This window comes from Moraxella sp. Pampa (genome assembly GCF_035181385.1).
Lineage (GTDB): Bacteria > Pseudomonadota > Gammaproteobacteria > Pseudomonadales > Moraxellaceae > Moraxella.
Genome location: NZ_JAXCJK010000002.1, coordinates 52,821 through 70,094, shown reverse-complemented (window position 1 = coordinate 70,094; position 17,274 = coordinate 52,821). Strand labels below are relative to the sequence as shown.

Genomic DNA, 17,274 nt, shown 5'->3' with positions numbered 1-17,274 from the left:
GCTTAAGCTTTTAAGTTTGCAAAAAAATGCTTTTAACGGTTAAAAAATTTTAAGGAGAATGTCATGAGCAATGTGGCTTCTGGCGTATGGATTTCTCTGGCAATCTATTTTCTATTGATGATTGCTATTGGGGTGTATGCTTATTTTAGACAACAAAACGATGTTGAAGGCTATATGCTTGGCGGTCGTAATCTAAGCCCTGCGGTGGCTGCATTGTCGGCAGGTGCGTCGGATATGTCAGGCTGGTTGTTGCTTGGCTTGCCAGGCTATATGTACGCCTCTGGTATTGTCAGTTTTTGGATTGCAGGCGGTTTAATGGTTGGTGCATTTGCCAATTATCTATTGGTTGCACCTCGTTTGCGTATCTATACCGAATTGGCAGACAATGCAATCACATTGCCTGACTTTTTTGCCAATCGTTTTGATGACTCATCACACGCATTGCGTTTGGGCTCTGCGTTGGTGGTGATTTTGTTCTTCACGGTTTATACGGCAGCAAGCTTAGTTGGTGGTGGTAAGCTGTTTGAAAACTCATTGGGTTTGTCGTATGAGCTTGGCCTATGGGTAACGGCAGGCGTGGTTGTGGCCTATACATTATTTGGTGGATTTTTGGCGGTGTCATTGACTGACTTTGTGCAAGGCATCATCATGTTGGTTGCTATGTTACTTGTACCATTTGTGGCGTTTACCCAAATCGGTGGTATTTCTGAGGGGTTTGTGGTAGCACAATCAGTTAATCCTGACTATCTTAATATCATGAGTGGTGTGAGTGTCATGGGAGCAATCTCTTTGGCGGCATGGGGTTTGGGCTATTTTGGTCAGCCACACATCATCGTGCGTTTTATGGCACTTCGCTCACACAAAGATGTGCCAACAGCGTGTGCCATTGGCATGAGCTGGATGATTTTGAGCTTGATTGGTGCGTTGATGGTGGGTCTGTCTGGTCTGGCATATATTCATAACCAAGGCATGACCTTAGATGATCCAGAAACCATTTTCTTGGTATTTTCACAAATCTTATTTCACCCACTGATTTCTGGTTTCTTGCTTGCTGCAATTTTGGCGGCGATCATGAGTACCATTTCAAGCCAACTTTTGGTAGTGTCAAGCTCACTTACTCGTGATGTATATAAGTTATTCTTGAATAAAGAGGCTTCGGAGGCACGCCAAGTTTTGGTGGGTCGTATCTCGGTCGTTGTGGTGTCAATCGTTGCCATCATCATTGCAGGTGATAAAGACAGTTCGGTATTAAAACTGGTATCGCACGCTTGGGCGGGCTTTGGTGCGGCATTTGGTCCTTTGGTATTGTTTAGTTTGATGTGGAAACGCATGAACCGCCATGGGGCGTTGGCTGGTATGATTGTCGGTGCTTTGACGGTGATTATCTGGGTATATGGCGGTTTTGAAATTAATGGCCAGCCTGCCAATGATGCCATCTATTCTATCATGCCAGGCTTTGTGTTTAGTGCCATTGCAACTGTTGTGGTAAGTTTGATGACAGCACCACCAAAAGCCTACATTGTTGAGCGTTTTGAACAAATGGAAAAAATCTTAAAATAAAGATATCGATCCATAAAAAAAACACCGCATTGACGGTGTTTTTTTATTCATGGGTGATTGAAAGACTAATAGTAAAGACCGGTAGTGTAGTATAAAAGGTATAAATAAAAAACCCATCGGCTTGATGGGTTTTTAAAATTGATAAAAACCTTATGCACCATAGTCAAACAGTGCACTGATGGATTCTTCATTGTTAATACGGCGTAGGCTTTCTGCCAGTAGCGATGCGATGCTTACTTGGCGGATTTTTGGGCAGGCTTTGGCAGCATCTGATAGCGGAATGGTGTCTGTAACAACAATTTCGTCCAATGCTGAATTGCTGATGTTGTCAATCGCCTTGCCTGATAGGACAGGGTGAGTGATATAGCCAACCACACGGCGTGCACCATTGTCTTTTAGGGCTTGAGCGGCTTTGCACAGCGTGCCTGCGGTATCTACAATATCATCAATGATGACGCAATCACGAGCGTTGACATCACCGATGATGTGCATGACTTGTGATTCGTTAGCACGAGCACGACGCTTGTCAATGATGGCAAGGTCGGTATCACCAAGCAGCTTTGCCATGGCACGAGCACGCACCACGCCACCCACATCAGGCGATACAACCATGAGATTTTCGTAGTTTTGCTGTTTTAAATCGCTGAGCAATACAGGCGTGCCGTACAGATTGTCCACAGGCACATCAAAAAAGCCTTGAATTTGGTCTGCGTGCAAATCCACCACCATCACACGGTCAATACCAGAGATTGACAGCATATCAGCAACCACCTTAGCAGAAATGGGCACACGAGCCGAACGAGGGCGTCGGTCTTGGCGGGCGTAGCCAAAATAAGGAATTACCGCTGTGATACGACCTGCACTTGAACGACGAAGTGCATCAGCCAATAGCACAATCTCCATGAGATTATCATTGGTTGGTGCACAGGTAGGCTGTAGGATAAATACATCTTTACCACGCACATTTTCTTTAATTTCGATGGCAATTTCACCATCAGAAAAGCGGGTAATGTCGGCTTTACTTAGAGGGATATGAAGATGGTCAGCGACAATCTGAGCAAGCTGTGGATTTGCACTACCTGAGAAGATGGCCATGTATGACATATGATAATCCTATAAAAAGGCTAAAAGAAATAAAAGAAAAAATCTTAGTGTTTATTTTAACATTTTTATACAAAATTTGCATCGCTTTGGTTGATTTTCTTGTAACTGATGCAGGCTGTTGGTTTTTATATGGTGTGAAAATTAGGTCAAGGCTGGATAAAACAAAAGCCAATTCCGAAGAATTGGCTTTTGTTTCAAGCTAGGCTTGAATATGGCAGAGGTAGCTGGACTCGAACCAACGAATGTCAGGATCAAAACCTGATGCCTTACCAACTTGGCGATACCCCTAGATAAACTTTTAAAAAAAGTTTAAAAATGGCAGAGGCGGCTGGACTCGAACCAACGAATGTCAGGATCAAAACCTGATGCCTTACCAACTTGGCGACGCCCCTATATAGGCGGATAATTATACCGAAAAATTTATATTATGCAAGTATTTTTTTTAAAAAAATCTAAAAAAATTTATTGATTAAATTTTTCTTTTGTTTGGTGATCATGAACCATAAAGGCTACTGCAAATGACTGCACGGCACGGTGCACTATCTCGCCATCGCTCGGCGTGCACCAAATCATCATCAGCTAATGGCAAAAATACTGCACTGCCTGTGCCTGTCATGCGTGGTGTTGAGGTGCTGGGTAGAGCGTCTAAGTAGTTAAGTGCGATTTTGACAGGCGGGCTGTCGGTGCTGGCAATGTGTTCAAAGCAGTTGTGAAATGGTGGGGTGAGCTTGGCGTCAAATGCTGCATATTGTTGCTGTAAATCATGAATCAGATGAGTATTTTTTTTAAGATTTGGGTGTTTGAAAAAATGTGCAGTGGCAAGATGTGCGTTTGGCATGAGTAATAGATAATGGCGTTTTGGCAAATCAATGCTTGATAGTTTCTCGCCGATACCTGTGGCGATGGCGTCTGAGCGATGAGTATGGGCAAAGATAAAAAATGGTACATCAGCTCCTAAAGTGGCAGCGATGCCAATCAGCTGTTGGGTGGATAGATTAAGCTGCCAGAGTAGGTTGATGGCGATGAGTGTGCTTGCACAATTTGATGAGCCTCCTCCAAGACCTGCTCCTGTGGGGATATGTTTTTTAAGGGTAATGCGTACAGATTTGGCATGGTTTGGATAATGTTTGGCAAGTGTGTAGACGGCTTTAGCAATAAGATTATCGTTAAGAGTGTCCGTCAGATGATTGGCACCATGAAGTTGTAATAGCTCGTTGCCATCACATAACATAAAACTGAGCTCATCGCCAAAATTGATTGCACGAAATACACTTTGTAAATCATGATAGCCATCGGCACGCTTGCCTGTGATGTGTAAAAATAAGTTTATCTTGGCAGGAGAAATTAGGCGAATTGTTTGCATGTCAAAATTATTCATGTATGAGCCGACCAAATAAGGTCATTTGTGATGAGTGATGGTCATGATGATGCGATGACCGTCGGTATGGGTAATGCGTAAACGACTCGGTGTTTTATCCTGATCTTTGTATTCAAAATACGCCGCCCAATCACCATTGATGGCTTTGATGAGTCTATTTTGCCCATCTGTGTCCTGACTGCTGTCACTTGGGGCATTTTGCCCAACTATCCAATGTGGCAATTGGCTGATCGGTGCTTGCCAACCTGTCGCTTGTTGTAGTAGCTGTTCTGGGGTATCGGCGGTGATTGGGCCTGTCAGTTCATTATCAACAGTGGCAGTGCGTCCATCAAAGCTGATGGTTGTTGTGCCAATCCCTAATGCACCGACCAAACCAATCGCAAATCGCTCGCCTGCTTGTTTCCACGAATAAAATGCTGAACCTGATTGAGTTTTGCCAGTTGATGTGCTGGCGATGCCAATTTTGCCACTGATATCAAACTGTATTGGTGCATTGATGTTGTGGTCAATTGATGGGGGCAAAGGGGTCAGAATTGTTTGACAACCTGCCAAAAATACTGTGCTGACAAATAAAATGCCCACACACAATGGGGCAAACAAGCGATGGGGTTTTTTGGTGTTGTTCATGAATATTTTTTGAATGTCCTGTAATATTAGTGAGCAGATCATTTGCCCATCTTGTCAATAAAGTTGGGTAATATTGGTGTTGGGCCGATTGTTTGGGTTATTATCGTTTGGGTTGTTAAAGTCGTATTTGGCTTGCAACTCTGCTAATATTTTTTGAACCATGTCCTCATTGCCCAAGCCCTGATAGGCACGCAATAGCAAAATCCCTGCATTCAAATCAAGCGACACTTCATAAGGTGCTTGTAGGTGGCTGATGATGGCTTGATAGTCGTTGTTTAATAGGGCGTTTTCACTCAGTAAAATGAGTGCGTTTAGTTGCAAATCTTTGTCATACAAAGGATCGTCAGCACGAGTCTGGCTGATGGCTTTGGCGATAGCAAGGGCGTTTTCATCGTTTGGATTGGCGTGTAAATTCAGCTTGGCCAAAGAAAGCTGATAGGCCAGATTGTGTGGGTCTAATTTGACCAACTTGGCGATGATGTCTTGCTTTTCATCATCGCCAAGTTCGTTTTCAAGCAATTGATAGCTGGCAAAAAGTAAGCGGTCATCATTGGGGTATTGGCGGTTTGCTGTGGTTAAGATGTCCTTGGCAGACTCAGTATCGCCTTGGCGTAAACGGATTTCAGCTTGCAAGATGTAGCTGTCGGTGGCATAAATTTCGTATTCATCACGCAGACGCACGAGTGTAGACATGGCGGCCTCAACATTGTTGTCAAGCAAATAAAAACCTACAACTTTGGTGCGTGCTTCTAGGACATTATCGTCATTTTTAACTTTTTCATAATGCTGTCGTGCGTGCAGGGCATCACCCAATCGCTCATAACCAATGCCCAGATAATAGTGTGCCTGACTGGCAAAGTCAGGATTTTTGGTCAATGGTGTGAGCAGTTCTATGGCTTGTTTGTGTTTGCCGATGTCAAGCCCTACAAGCCCTGCTAAGAGCGTAACATCAGGGTTTTGGGTGTTTTTATTGGCAGTCAATAGTAACCGCCAAGCGTCTTGTAGGTTGCCTTGGCTGATGAAATGACGAATTTCGTACAAGTACAGCGATGTTTCTTGGGGTAGGGCTTTGCGTTTGGCGTGCAAAAATTGCCACAGCTCATCTTTGCGTTTTGCGATGTTTAAGATGTCAATTTTTAGGTTGATGAAAGCCAGATTATTCGGCTCAGCTTTTAAAGCATTGTTAATATGAAACAGTGATAATTCATACTCGCCAAGTCGCATCAGCAGACCTGAGCGTAGTGCTGCCACCGAAGTGTTCTTGCTGTCAATCTCCCGCAAAGCGTGCAAAAGTGCTTGTTGGTCTGTGGGCTCGTTGGGAAAAATGCTACCAAAAATCTGTGTCAAATCTGCTTTGGGGTCGTATTTTAAAATCATCGTAAGCATTCTTGCTGCTTGATTATAATCATATGCCTTTAATGCCAGATGTGTTATATAAAACCATGCAGGAATGTGATCAGGATTTTTGGCCTGCCAAGTATTTGCAAAGACAAGAGATTCTTGTGGTTGCTCATATTCAATAGATAGGCTGAGTGCTCGCTCAAAAACTGCGGTGGCATTGGCTTTGAATGATTCGGCTTTATAAATCGCCAAAGCCTGCTCAATATTGCCACGGTCAACAGCAAACTCTGCCATCAACAGTGCATATAAGTCTGGCGTATCCAGCGTTGGCACATCTTCTTTGGTTGAGATATCATCAGCCAGCAAGTCAGTTAGGCTGTGGTGTGCAGGTACATAGTCATCATCTTTACCATCATCAATGAGCTGAACTGGCTCTTCTTCTGCCAAATCATCATCTTTATCGTTTTGATTATTTTTTTTATAAAGTGGCAATAAAATCTTTAATAATGGGTCAAATACGCCTGCATATACAGGTGTGATGTTTGGTAGCAGTATGGCACAACAAAATATGGCAGTAACCACGCTTTTTGAGCGTTTTGTTTTGGCAAATAAGGCACCCAAAGACGGTGGTTGACTGTCTTTTTTGGTGGGGTAAAGATGCTGCCAGAATTGTAATTTCATTGTGGTTTAGGGCTTTATTTGGTTGGTGCTTGACATTGCAACAAAAGAGTGGGCTTTTTGACTCATCTATTATAAGAGGATTTTTAATAAGTGCAAGGGGAAATGATGTTTATTGCATGGTGGTTTGTTTTGGTTTTATTTCGCCAAATCCATGCTTTTATCAGTGATTACCATCAATCTTATCACAAATTGCCCAAAAGCTGTTATAATAGCGGTTTTATTGTTATTTTATTGTTTTTTGGCAAAAATTGCCGTCTGCCATCAATTTAATCAAGTCAAAAGTAAAGTAATGAGATGAAATTAGCCGTCATCGGAGTCAATCACAAAACCGCACCTGTCGAGCTTCGTGAGAAGTTGTCGTTTGGGCAGGATTTGCCGTGTGCGATTGATGAGCTAAAAGCACTGACAGACGGTGTGGTCATTGTCTCAACCTGTAACCGTAGCGAAATTTATGCCAAACTGCCCAGTGATGCAAATACGGTTGGTGAGGACGATGATGATGCATATTTGATGAGCGAAGCTGTACAAAAGTTACGCCATTGGCTGGCGGATTTTAAAGGCTTGAGCCTTGATGAGATTGCACCATTTTTATACATTTATGAAAACAACCGAGCTTTAAATCATTGGCTACGCGTAGCAGCAGGACTTGATTCGATGATTTTGGGCGAACCACAGATTTTGGGGCAAATTCGTCAAGCGGTTGCTTTGTCTCGTGAGTATGGGGGCATGGGGCAGGGTTTTGATTGGCTGACTCAGCAAATCTTTGCTGCTGCACGCACGGTTCGCCGTGATACCAAGGTGGGGGCACAGGCGGTAACATTGGGTTTTGCTACCGCCAAGTTGGTTACACAAATTTTTGATGAGCCAAATCAACTGACTTTCATGCTGGTTGCAGCAGGTGAGATGAATCGTCTGGTGGCACACAATGTGGCATCACTTGGCGTGGGCCGTGTTATCATTGCCAATCGTAGTCGTGAGCGTGCTGAAAATCTAGCGATGGAATTGGCGAATATGGCAAAAAATGCCAATCGCACCATGCAGATTGAGCTTGTGCCACTCAATCAACTTGATGATTATTTGCCTCAGGCAGATGTGGTGAGCAGTTGTAGCGGCAGCATGAATGCACTCATCACGCATCAGATGGTAAAATCCGCCTTAAAGACCCGTCGCCATCGGCCTATGTTGATGGTGGATTTGGCCGTGCCACGAGACATTGAGCCATCTGTGGGTGAGTTTGATGATGTGTATTTGTATTCAGTTGATGATTTGCAACATGTCATCGCAGGCAACCTAGAAGAGCGAAAGCAAGCAGCAGTAGAGGCGGAGCTTTTGGTCAGTCAGCTTGTGCTTGATATTGAGCATCAAATGCAGGTGCGGACTTCACGCACGCAGATCGCCAGCTATCGCCAAACCGCCGAAAATCACAAAAAACGCCTACTGAACATCGCCTTAGCTCGATTGGCTGATGGTGATGATGCCACCGAAGTGATGACGGAGTTGGCGCGCACTCTCACACAGACACTTGTGCACGCTCCATCTAAGCTGATTCGCCATACCGCTCAAACCGCCGAACCTGATGTGCTTGATATGATAACGCACACGCTAAACCACGCCTATCGTGATTGATTTTTTTAAATCTTTTATTGAGCGGTCATTCATCTAATAAATGATCAAGATTTTGTGCAAATTTGGCATTTGCCTGATTTGATGGTTGATTTTTGTCCATAAGATTGATAAATTGACTGACAAGACGGCTTGATTATTTTAGGAGAAGATGATGCCTGCTTTAAGAAAAGATATTGACCCAAATGGATTGCTTGAGTACTCTGTGGTTTATACGGACCGTGCTTTAAATCATATGTCCAAGGCATTTCAAGCTGTCATGTGTGATTTATCAAGTGAGTTAAAATCACTATACAATGCTCAGTCGGTTGCCATTGTGCCTGGTTCTGGAACTTCTGGCATGGAAGCGGTGGCGAGGGTCTTTGCTAAGGATAAAGATGTTGTGATTATCCGCAATGGCTGGTTTAGTTATCGCTGGACGCAGATTTTGGAGGTAGCGGGCGTGGCAAAGTCAAGCAAGGCGTTTTGTGCCAGCCATGACAAGGCCGAACAAGCGGTATTTGCTCCTGCTGATATTGATGAGGTGGTGGCATTTATTGGTAAGCACAGGCCACAAGCGGTATTTGCTCCACATGTTGAGACTGCATCTGGCATGATGCTGACAGATGATTATATCAAGGCATTAGGCAAGGCGATACATGAAGTGGGTGGTGTCTTAGTGATTGATTGTATTGCCTCAGGTTGTATGTGGCTGGACATGCAGGCACTTGGGGTTGATGTGCTGATTAGTGCACCCCAAAAGGGTCTGTCTAGCACACCATGTGCTGGTCTTGTGATGATGAATGAAACGGCTTGTGAAATGGTTTTGGCAAGTGTGCCAAGCAGTTTTGCTCTGGATTTAAAAGCATGGCTAAATATCATGATGGCCTATGAAAAGGGCGGTCATGCCTATCATGCAACCATGCCTACTGATGGGCTAAGACAGCTAAGAGATGCTCTTTTTGAAGCAAGGGTGGTTGGTTATGATGTCCTAAAATCCGCCCAAATCAAGCTGGGTCAGGGTATTTTAAAGGTACTAAATGATAAAGGCATCAGCAGTGTTGCTCACCCAGACTATCAAGCAAGTGGCGTGGTTGTGTGCCATGCACCAAACGAGGCGGTGCATAAGGGTGTGGCATTTGCTGAGCAGGGATTGCAGATTGCTGCAGGTACGCCACTACAAGTGGGTGAGCCTGAAGGTTATCAGAGTTTTCGCATTGGGCTATTTGGGCTTGATAAGCTGACCGATGTTGATGGAACAATTGCACGGTTTAAAGCGACGGCGGACAAAGTATTTGCCTGATAGAAATTGATTGTATCAATCATAAACCCCCCCCTTTGGTGAAAATTACCAAAAGGGGATTGGTTTATCAAGTGGCTAATCAATAACCACAGGGTAAAATGGTTTGCCCCAATTTCTGTGTGGATTGTCCAGAATGATCTGTATGACGATTGGAATGATGCTCTTTAGAATTTGGCAGGCATCTTGGAGCTGTTTGCGATTAATACTGCTGTCATAGGTCGCACCACCATGAACGATTTGATTTCTTAGGGTGTAAAGCCTATCAAAAATCACAATCATCATTGCATCAGTATCTTTATTAGACAAGGCTTGATAGGCTTTTTTGTTGGATTTTGTAAAATCTTCCTGCCATGCCGCCTGACTAATTTTGCCATTATGATGATCCCAAAATGGCTGAAAGACATACCGATTGTTTAGCATGGTACGAATACTTTGAGAGAATTTTTGCCAGATGAGCTGATAAATATTTTTATCTTTATCCAACTGGCAGACATGACGCAAAAATTCTACAAAATTATACCTATCAGAGCTATGTGTGCCAAGTTCTCTGGCATAAATAGCATTAAAGCTGACCCAAAGACTGATGAACTGTATGTCCAAATCATCTTGGCTGTTTTCTGCTTTTTGTAGCCAGCTTAGAGCACGATGCAGGCGTAGGTTTAGGTTGTCGGGACGGTTGGGTTTGTCATTGGTAAATTGGGTGTAGATATTTTCATAGCTCACGGAACTCACCTTCAATAATCTCACCTTCTTGTTTCCACTGATTGAAATTGGCTTGTTGATTCACAATATTGTCCTGCTCTTGCTTTAAGCTATTCACCGCCTTATCCAAATCAAAAAATCCATCAAAAAACATCGGAATAAATTTATTGCTATCAATAAAAGCCAATAAATCTTTTTGTTGTGACTGCAAATCATCTCTTAGGGCCTCCATTGCAAGCTGAAATGCTTCTTCTGCTTTTTGTTTTTTATACGAATCATAAAATTCCATTGCAACGCCTAAAATTGCAATGGCACCATTTAGGTTTTTTGCAAACTTAACTGCTCCATAAGGCTTAAATTTTAATGCCTTGGAAAAATCAAGACCTGCCATACTAGCCATAGAGCGAATACCATCTCTGACTGCCAAAACGTGAGCATTATTTATTTTTACATTTTTTACAAGGTGGTTTAGTCCTTGCTTTGCCATTTTATTCACAGCACTGTCAATATTATCAATATCAGCGTTGAATTTAATTACCTGATCGTTCAGTTCATTGGTAATACTCGCTGTTTCATTCAGCAAAACTTGATTGATAGCACTTTGCACTAAACAGCCATCTTTGCCAAAATTTAGATTATAAAAATTTTGTGCTGTTTCTATACTAACGCCATCGGCTTGTATGAAAATATCATCAAATAAATTTCTTAAGCTACTTTTAATATTCACACGTGCTTGCTGAATTTTTTTGCTTAAAAGCTGAAGTTTATTATACTTTAAATCGTATAAATCATTTAACTCATTACCTATTTTTACCAACTCATGATTTTTTTCTTCAATCTTTGGCACTTCTTGCAATAAAATATCGTTAATAATTGACTTTTGAGTCTGTACTACGACATTATCGAGCCCACCGTTTTGTACAACAATATCCTTAGTGGCTTGTTGCAAAGTATCAATATGTGATAATTGGCGAAATTCTTCTAGATTCTCAAGCCAATACTCCACACCTTCATCAAAAGGATTAGCGGATACCGCAACAATATGTAACGCATTTTTTTCTTCAATAGATAAATTTAAAAAATCGTTTAAACGCTTAGTAACATCATCTCTTTTTATTTTTAAACTGTTTTGATAGTCTGTCTCATCTTCAACATCAGCCACTTCATCAAAACGACTTAACACGAACACAGTTCTTGATAATAAATTCAATTCTCTAAATAGCCAAATTAAGTCTTCCTTATGGCTTTCTTTAATTGGATTACTTGAATTCATTACATATAACACAATATGTGCTTCACTGACATACTTTTTGGTAATGTCCTTATATCTTTCAACTTCATTATCAGAACTTTTTTGCTCTTTGTAGCCGTACAAGCCAGGTGTGTCAATTAGTACACAATCATCGTCAATCTCATAAATCGTTACTTCGTTTGATGATTCTGAGGCGCTAATTTTCATTGTTGATTTATCAATTTTGCCAAGCCAAGCGGCAGCAATCGATGTTTTACCTTCAGAAAATCCACCAATCAAGGCAATCTTTAGTTTTTCATTTTGTTTCAAATCAACCGAAGCCTTAATTTTTTCTTTAAGACTGTTGGGTGGTTGTAAACCAAATTGCTGACCTTTTTGAATAAAGTTCGCTAGTTTCTCTGTTAATTTACCCAAAGCTTGTTGTCTTTGATGATATAGTTGAATAGTGTCATTCATGATAGCACTCCGATTAGTTAATATCTAGTTTGGCAGATAGTCTGGTTAGTGAAAGAATTGATGATTCTAAATTTTTATTGACTGATTTAATATTAGCAACAATACTATCAAATTGTTGCTTTATTTGTTGGTTTTCCTGTATCAAATTTTGAGTTATTTGTTGAATATTCTTACTAACTCCTTTTTCCATTTGCTTAGTGACTTTTGGTAGATTGCTATCAACATTTTTCTTTTGCTGGGATTTTTTGTAATCACTAGAGAAAAATCCCCACACAGATTTAACAAAACTAAAAATCAAGCCGAGTGCTGTTGCTGAAATCGCTACCCAACCGACGGGATTCCACCATATTGCCATACCAATACCAATAGCAACACTTATCAGTCCCATTTTGTTAATGCCATTTGAAATATTAAAATCTAAATCAAAGTCAAGGCTATTATTCATATCAAAAAAATTTTGATAATCTGAGCTTAATTTTTGTATATTATGCATCAATTCATTTTGTGTCTTTTCAATATTTTCACGAAGTTCATCAAAAACTTGCCCAAACGAGTCTTTTAATGCCACTTCAAAATCATTTGATTGAAATTTTAAAATATCATTAAATTCAGATTTAAAGCTATCATTGCTGACATCTGAATCGATGTATGCATATATCTCTTTACGGACACAATTTCTAAAGTTATTAATTTCAGTATTTTGCTTAGCCGTTAATTGCATTTCAACTGTTTGAAAATGACTATCAATATTTTTATTGGCTAATCGTACTTTTTTTGTGATATCTTGTTCAAATAATTTTGAGGTCTCTAACGCAAGTTTTAGTTGTTCTGCTGTTTTGTCTAAGACAACTTTCACTTTATTAAAATTACTCTTTTTAATTTTACCCTGAGCATTATAAATAATTTTTTCAGTTAGCAATTTTTCTAAGTTATCAAGTTTTGATGCTGAATATAAACCATCAGAATCGGTGTTTTCCAAAAATTTTTTTTGGTAATTAAAATGTTGTGATAGAGGAACCAGGCATTTTGCCTGTGATAAAAATGCGGGTAACCCTGCTATTGATAGCAACCCTTTATAGTTTTGACCTAGGCTTTGCTTTAATGTAGTCTCAAATTCATCAAGGGCATTTTTTTCATTATCGTTAGAAATCAGGTTCTCTTTTAAGGCCTTAGGATTTCTTATAGACTTATTATAAATTGCCCAAACTTCCGTTTGACTGGTTAAGTAACTTTTTATTTTTTCTAAAGTTCCTTCATTTGGTTTACCATTTTTATTAATAACATATATCACGGCATGAGCCTTTTGCACAGCTTTATTAATTTCTTGAGTAACAATTTTTTCGTTGCCTTCGATACCTGGCACATCAAAAATGCTAATGTTTTGATTGCTAATATTAAATAAATAAGCTGTTATATTTTTTGTAAAGTCGGACGTACCATCACCAATAATACCACCATCAGCATAAGGCTCTAATTGCTTGGTTTGGAATTCAAAGCTATTTAGCCAGTTTGTTAATTTAGCCGATACGTCGTTTGCATTAGAGATTTCACCTTCAATTTGGTTTAGTTTATTTGATTTTTCTTGTTGCAGTTGGTTGATTTTTGGTTGTATATGGCTAAGTTCCTGATTCATTAATTCGCTAATTTTTTCGGTTGACTCATCTTTCTTTGTCAACTTATTCAGACGATAGGTTGATAAAATAAACTCTTTCTCAGCATCAGTTTTTCTTAAAAACTCGATCATTATATAAAAAAGCTTTTCAAAAAATCTTAAACTCTCTTGCCATTCTGCAATGTCATTTTTTGGTTTGTGATGCTTTTTTTGTTTAATCTTTGGCTTTCTACCAAAATTAATGAGTTGTTGCCGAAATTGTTTTTCGATATCGTTTTTTTTATGCTGAATTTTTGAAATATTTTCATTAAATGTAGCATGGATTTCTGATTTTTTATCATTTAATCTATAAAGTAATTCTTGAATGCTATTTAATTCTTCTTTTGCATCTAAATATTTATCTTCAGATAAACCGAGTTGATTGGCTAAATTATTAAATTGTTCTTGCTGTTCCAGCTTGGTTTTCTCTTTCATTAAAATACGCAGAGTTTCAATTAAAGTTGATTTACCTGCTTTGGTTTCCCCAAAAAAAGCAATAGAAAATGTATCCCACTCAGCATTATTTTCTAGCTGAATGACAGACCCGTCAATCTCGCTTTGAACTTTTTGCAAAATCTCAGCAGATTTTTGATAGCTTTCTTTATCCATTTTTGTATTGCCTTGAACCTTACCTAAATCTTGGACAATAACATCAACCATATTTTTTACAAAACTATAAACAGTTTTGGGATTTTCTATATCCAAATTCCTGATTTGAGACACAATCTTACTCCAAAAAGTTAATACAAAATCACAATCTATTCAACTGAATAAATTTTTCCACTTCTACAACAAATTCTGACAGTCCAAATTTTTCCAATTCACTTTTTAAAGCAAGCAAACTGTCCTTATCCACACCATCATCATAAAAACCCAGCATGACACCAAGTTTATCTTTTCTAAACAAACCATTTAACTTACCTGCAATCGCAAAAAACTTTTTGGGCGGCCCTGGTGGAATTGCATTTTTTCTGCGATTATAGAGATGAGAGCCAGGTAAGGTGGTTTTACGGTCAGGTGCGGACATTTCACGTTTTTGATAATCTACCCCTGCCATCACCATTTTTGCTTTGACAAATAGTGGTTGCAATCGCTGTAGCAAATCATCAGGCAGCATATCTCTTAATTCGTTATCCATCAACATAAAAATCAACGCCTGCTCATAGCTCATTTTATTCTTTTTACTACCCGCTACTCGTTGCCACCGCCAGCTGTACGGCTTGTCATCTTTTCGGCATTCAAGCGGAAAGATGTTTGCCAAAGCATTTAGGTCTCTTTGCACAGTGCGTTCTTTAACATCAAAGCCCAAATTTTGCAAATGCCTCAATACATCATCGCTAGATGTATAGTTGCCTTGCCCGATTAAAAACTGGATAATCTGCCATTGTCTTTTGATGTGATTTTCGTTGGTTATACTCATTTTGTTTCACTAAGTTTGTTAAGTTGTTAATAAAATAACAAAATCCTCACCAAAAATATAGGCATTTGTCTAAAAGCTCCGTCATAGTATGTCGCAACACTGTCTGTTGGCTGTTTTCTTTGGTAAAAATTTACGATATGCTTACAAAATTAACCCAAATAGCCATATATAAGAATTAAACTCTTAGTATATAACTAAAACTCCCTGTACATCAAGTGGTAAATGTCTAATATTGCGTAAAATTATGCCAATAAGATGACGGCCATGAGTGATGATAATCAAAAAATTGCAGAACGTATCGGACAAATGATTGCTAAATATCGTAAACAAAAGCAGCTTACTCAGGCTGGGCTTGCTGAAAAGATGAATATCAGCAATGATGCCATGTCCAGAATGGAGCGGGGTGGCATCATGCCCAGCATACCACGATTGATACAGCTTGCAGAGATTTTGGATTGTAAGACGACGGACTTTTTGATTGGTAGTAGTCCACGGCTGATAGATCAACTTGAACGCATGCATGATATTTTGTCCAGATTAGATGAGCTGGAGCGAGAGAAATTTTTGGATATGGTGGAGAGTATGGTGGATTGGCACTTAAATCATCGGTGAGCTATAGGTGGCGTCATTGATGTTTTAAAGCCGTACAAATCACTGTTTGGTGAGATTTGTTGTACCAAATTAGAATTATATGGGAGATCAGACCCTGCCCTACAGCCCATGCGGTAATAATGACTATACATACAAACCTATTTGGAGCATTTAAGTGGGTTTTTGAGCTGTCTAACGCTTTGCTGTCAATTTGATGGCTGAGTCAAACTCACCAGTTTCTTATTGATACTGTATAACTAAAGACTGCCAGTGCAAGCAGGGTTTTTTGTATGGTTTTTTTGGCGGGCGTGCGATTGCTCTAATGTGATTATGATTGATAGGGGTTGATGCCTTGTTCACTACATACTTCCAAGAACCTGTGTAATGACAACGCCCCTTGCTCGTATAAGTCGTCTGTGCTATCACCATAAAAGCCTGCACTGCCGTTTAGTCCGATGAACTCCCCATAAAATAAACCAATCTCACTGTCAAAAGTGATGATGGCTTCGTGGTCATTAATTGTCATGGTGTTGGTCATTGTTTTAGCTCCGTTGGTGCGATGTTTGTACCATCAACTCGTTTTTTTTACACCTACCCCCTCCATTTTGTTGGTATTTGGGTTTGGGTGTGGTCTAAAATGGCTTGTGGTATTTTGATGTTTTTTAAGATATTGGCTTGTCTGGCATCACGCCATAGTATCAATAAATATTATCCAATGCAAGTATCGATACCATAAAAATCTCAACAATACAAACATAGGCTATCATAAATAACATAGCGCAATTTGACGATACGGTCATTAATCTGCTCAAAGACGACCTGTTTGCTAAATTACCTAGATTTTACTCACACTTCTGGCGGTTTGGTATTTGGCAATGCCCTTATCAATCATATTGATAATCTGACAATACGACATCTTAAAAATCATATCAACCAATTCACGGCTGTAGATTTTGGGCTGGTGGTTTTGATGATTTGGGCGGCATAGTGGTTCTTGCTATGCCAAAAAAAGCCCTAACGGTAAATTTATTTACTGTCAATTTTACTGTTAAAAACTTGAGCTTGCAAGCAAACCATTGATGTTTTTTGATACGCTTTGAGACAATGACAAGGCATTAAAAACCCCTGTAGGTCTTATGCTACAAGGGTTTGAATGGGGTTTTTTATGTTGTTTGATACGGTGTGATAATGATTGATTTTACTGCTAAAAATCCAGTTTGGCGGAGACGGAGGGATTCGAACCCTCGATACGCTATTAACGTATACACACTTTCCAGGCGTGCGCTTTCGACCACTCAGCCACGTCTCCAGTCTGAAGTATTATAACGCATTTTTTTGGATTTGTCTTAAAAATTTTGGCGATTGTTTTAATATTTGTTGATTGACTATGATGCACAACAAACCATCAAAAAAGCCTTGATTTACAAGGCTTTTGATTTTGGTATCTGTTAGCATAAGTTGTACCGTCTTAGGTGTTACATTTTATGTAACAAAAATGTAACTTTTTATCTTGATTAACCTTGATTAACCTTGATTAACCTTGATTAACCTTGATTAACCTTGATTAACCTTGATTAACCTTGATTAACCGTGTTTAAGTTTGCCT

The 17,274-nt window shown here is 39.8% G+C and carries 14 protein-coding genes, 3 tRNA genes and 1 pseudogene; 5 read left to right on the top strand and 13 right to left on the bottom strand.

The window, feature by feature from the left end:
* Window positions 1–63: 63 nt before the first annotated feature.
* Window positions 64–1,560 carry a sodium/proline symporter PutP gene (putP, locus tag R0123_RS04745; RefSeq protein ID WP_323843285.1) on the top strand — a complete coding sequence of 499 codons (1,497 nt, stop codon included), beginning with the start codon at window positions 64–66 and terminating at the stop codon, window positions 1,558–1,560.
* Between the two features lie 150 nt (window positions 1,561–1,710).
* On the opposite strand, the gene R0123_RS04740 is transcribed toward putP, so the two are convergent.
* Entirely contained in the window at window positions 1,711–2,664 is a 954-nt protein-coding gene (locus R0123_RS04740) for a ribose-phosphate pyrophosphokinase (RefSeq protein WP_323841208.1), read from the bottom strand.
* Between R0123_RS04740 and R0123_RS04735 the strand changes: the two genes are divergently transcribed.
* Window positions 2,658–2,867, top strand: a complete 210-nt coding sequence (locus R0123_RS04735) for a hypothetical protein (RefSeq protein ID WP_323841209.1) — start codon at window positions 2,658–2,660, stop codon at window positions 2,865–2,867. The genes R0123_RS04740 and R0123_RS04735 overlap by 7 nt on opposite strands.
* Before the next feature lie 9 nt (window positions 2,868–2,876).
* On the opposite strand, the gene R0123_RS04730 is transcribed toward R0123_RS04735, so the two are convergent.
* The 5 genes from R0123_RS04730 to R0123_RS04710 form a co-directional block, all read right to left on the bottom strand.
* Window positions 2,877–2,952 (bottom strand) — tRNA-Gln (locus R0123_RS04730).
* 28 nt (window positions 2,953–2,980) lie between these two features.
* Window positions 2,981–3,056: transfer RNA gene (locus R0123_RS04725), tRNA-Gln, on the bottom strand.
* Window positions 3,057–3,157: 101 nt separating this feature from the next.
* A complete protein-coding gene (ispE, locus tag R0123_RS04720; protein WP_323843284.1) occupies window positions 3,158–4,042 on the bottom strand; it encodes a 4-(cytidine 5'-diphospho)-2-C-methyl-D-erythritol kinase in 885 nt (294 codons plus the stop codon).
* A 21-nt stretch (window positions 4,043–4,063) separates the two neighbouring features.
* Window positions 4,064–4,669, bottom strand: coding sequence for a lipoprotein insertase outer membrane protein LolB (gene lolB / locus R0123_RS04715; RefSeq protein WP_323843283.1), 606 nt, complete (start codon window positions 4,667–4,669; stop codon window positions 4,064–4,066).
* A gap of 54 nt (window positions 4,670–4,723) precedes the next feature.
* The gene (locus R0123_RS04710) at window positions 4,724–6,691 is read right to left on the bottom strand and encodes a hypothetical protein (RefSeq protein ID WP_323843282.1); all 1,968 of its coding nucleotides are present in this window, start codon (window positions 6,689–6,691) and stop codon (window positions 4,724–4,726) included.
* A gap of 294 nt (window positions 6,692–6,985) precedes the next feature.
* Here R0123_RS04710 and hemA point away from each other — a divergent pair, with 294 nt between their 5' ends.
* Window positions 6,986–8,317 (top strand): glutamyl-tRNA reductase, encoded by a 1,332-nt coding sequence (gene hemA, locus R0123_RS04705; RefSeq protein WP_323841213.1) that lies wholly within the window; start codon window positions 6,986–6,988, stop codon window positions 8,315–8,317.
* Between the two features lie 151 nt (window positions 8,318–8,468).
* The gene (locus R0123_RS04700) at window positions 8,469–9,596 is read left to right on the top strand and encodes an aminotransferase class V-fold PLP-dependent enzyme (protein ID WP_323843281.1); all 1,128 of its coding nucleotides are present in this window, start codon (window positions 8,469–8,471) and stop codon (window positions 9,594–9,596) included.
* Between the two features lie 75 nt (window positions 9,597–9,671).
* On the opposite strand, the gene R0123_RS04695 is transcribed toward R0123_RS04700, so the two are convergent.
* The 4 genes from R0123_RS04695 to R0123_RS04680 are packed head-to-tail and all read right to left on the bottom strand — an operon-like array spanning window position 9,672 to window position 15,077.
* A complete protein-coding gene (locus R0123_RS04695; protein WP_323843280.1) occupies window positions 9,672–10,319 on the bottom strand; it encodes a HEPN domain-containing protein in 648 nt (215 codons plus the stop codon).
* A complete protein-coding gene (locus R0123_RS04690) occupies window positions 10,309–12,006 on the bottom strand; it encodes a LeoA/HP0731 family dynamin-like GTPase (RefSeq protein ID WP_323843279.1) in 1,698 nt (565 codons plus the stop codon). Before R0123_RS04690 ends, R0123_RS04695 begins: the two co-directional genes overlap by 11 nt.
* Window positions 12,007–12,019: 13 nt before the next feature.
* Window positions 12,020–14,380 (bottom strand): GTPase, encoded by a 2,361-nt coding sequence (locus R0123_RS04685; RefSeq protein WP_323843278.1) that lies wholly within the window; start codon window positions 14,378–14,380, stop codon window positions 12,020–12,022.
* Window positions 14,381–14,408: 28 nt separating this feature from the next.
* A complete protein-coding gene (locus tag R0123_RS04680) occupies window positions 14,409–15,077 on the bottom strand; it encodes a hypothetical protein (protein WP_323843277.1) in 669 nt (222 codons plus the stop codon).
* A gap of 264 nt (window positions 15,078–15,341) precedes the next feature.
* Between R0123_RS04680 and R0123_RS04675 the strand changes: the two genes are divergently transcribed.
* A complete protein-coding gene (locus tag R0123_RS04675; protein WP_323843276.1) occupies window positions 15,342–15,689 on the top strand; it encodes a helix-turn-helix transcriptional regulator in 348 nt (115 codons plus the stop codon).
* Between the two features lie 307 nt (window positions 15,690–15,996).
* On the opposite strand, the gene R0123_RS04670 is transcribed toward R0123_RS04675, so the two are convergent.
* From R0123_RS04670 to R0123_RS04660, 3 genes and pseudogenes are all read right to left on the bottom strand, one after another.
* Window positions 15,997–16,206: a type II toxin-antitoxin system HicB family antitoxin gene (locus tag R0123_RS04670; protein WP_323841220.1), complete on the bottom strand. Its 210-nt coding sequence runs from the start codon at window positions 16,204–16,206 to the stop codon at window positions 15,997–15,999.
* Between the two features lie 297 nt (window positions 16,207–16,503).
* Window positions 16,504–16,626, bottom strand: a pseudogene (locus R0123_RS04665) (Fic family protein); the annotation flags it as partial.
* A 260-nt stretch (window positions 16,627–16,886) separates the two neighbouring features.
* Window positions 16,887–16,977, bottom strand: a tRNA-Ser gene (locus R0123_RS04660).
* Window positions 16,978–17,274 lie beyond the last annotated feature (297 nt).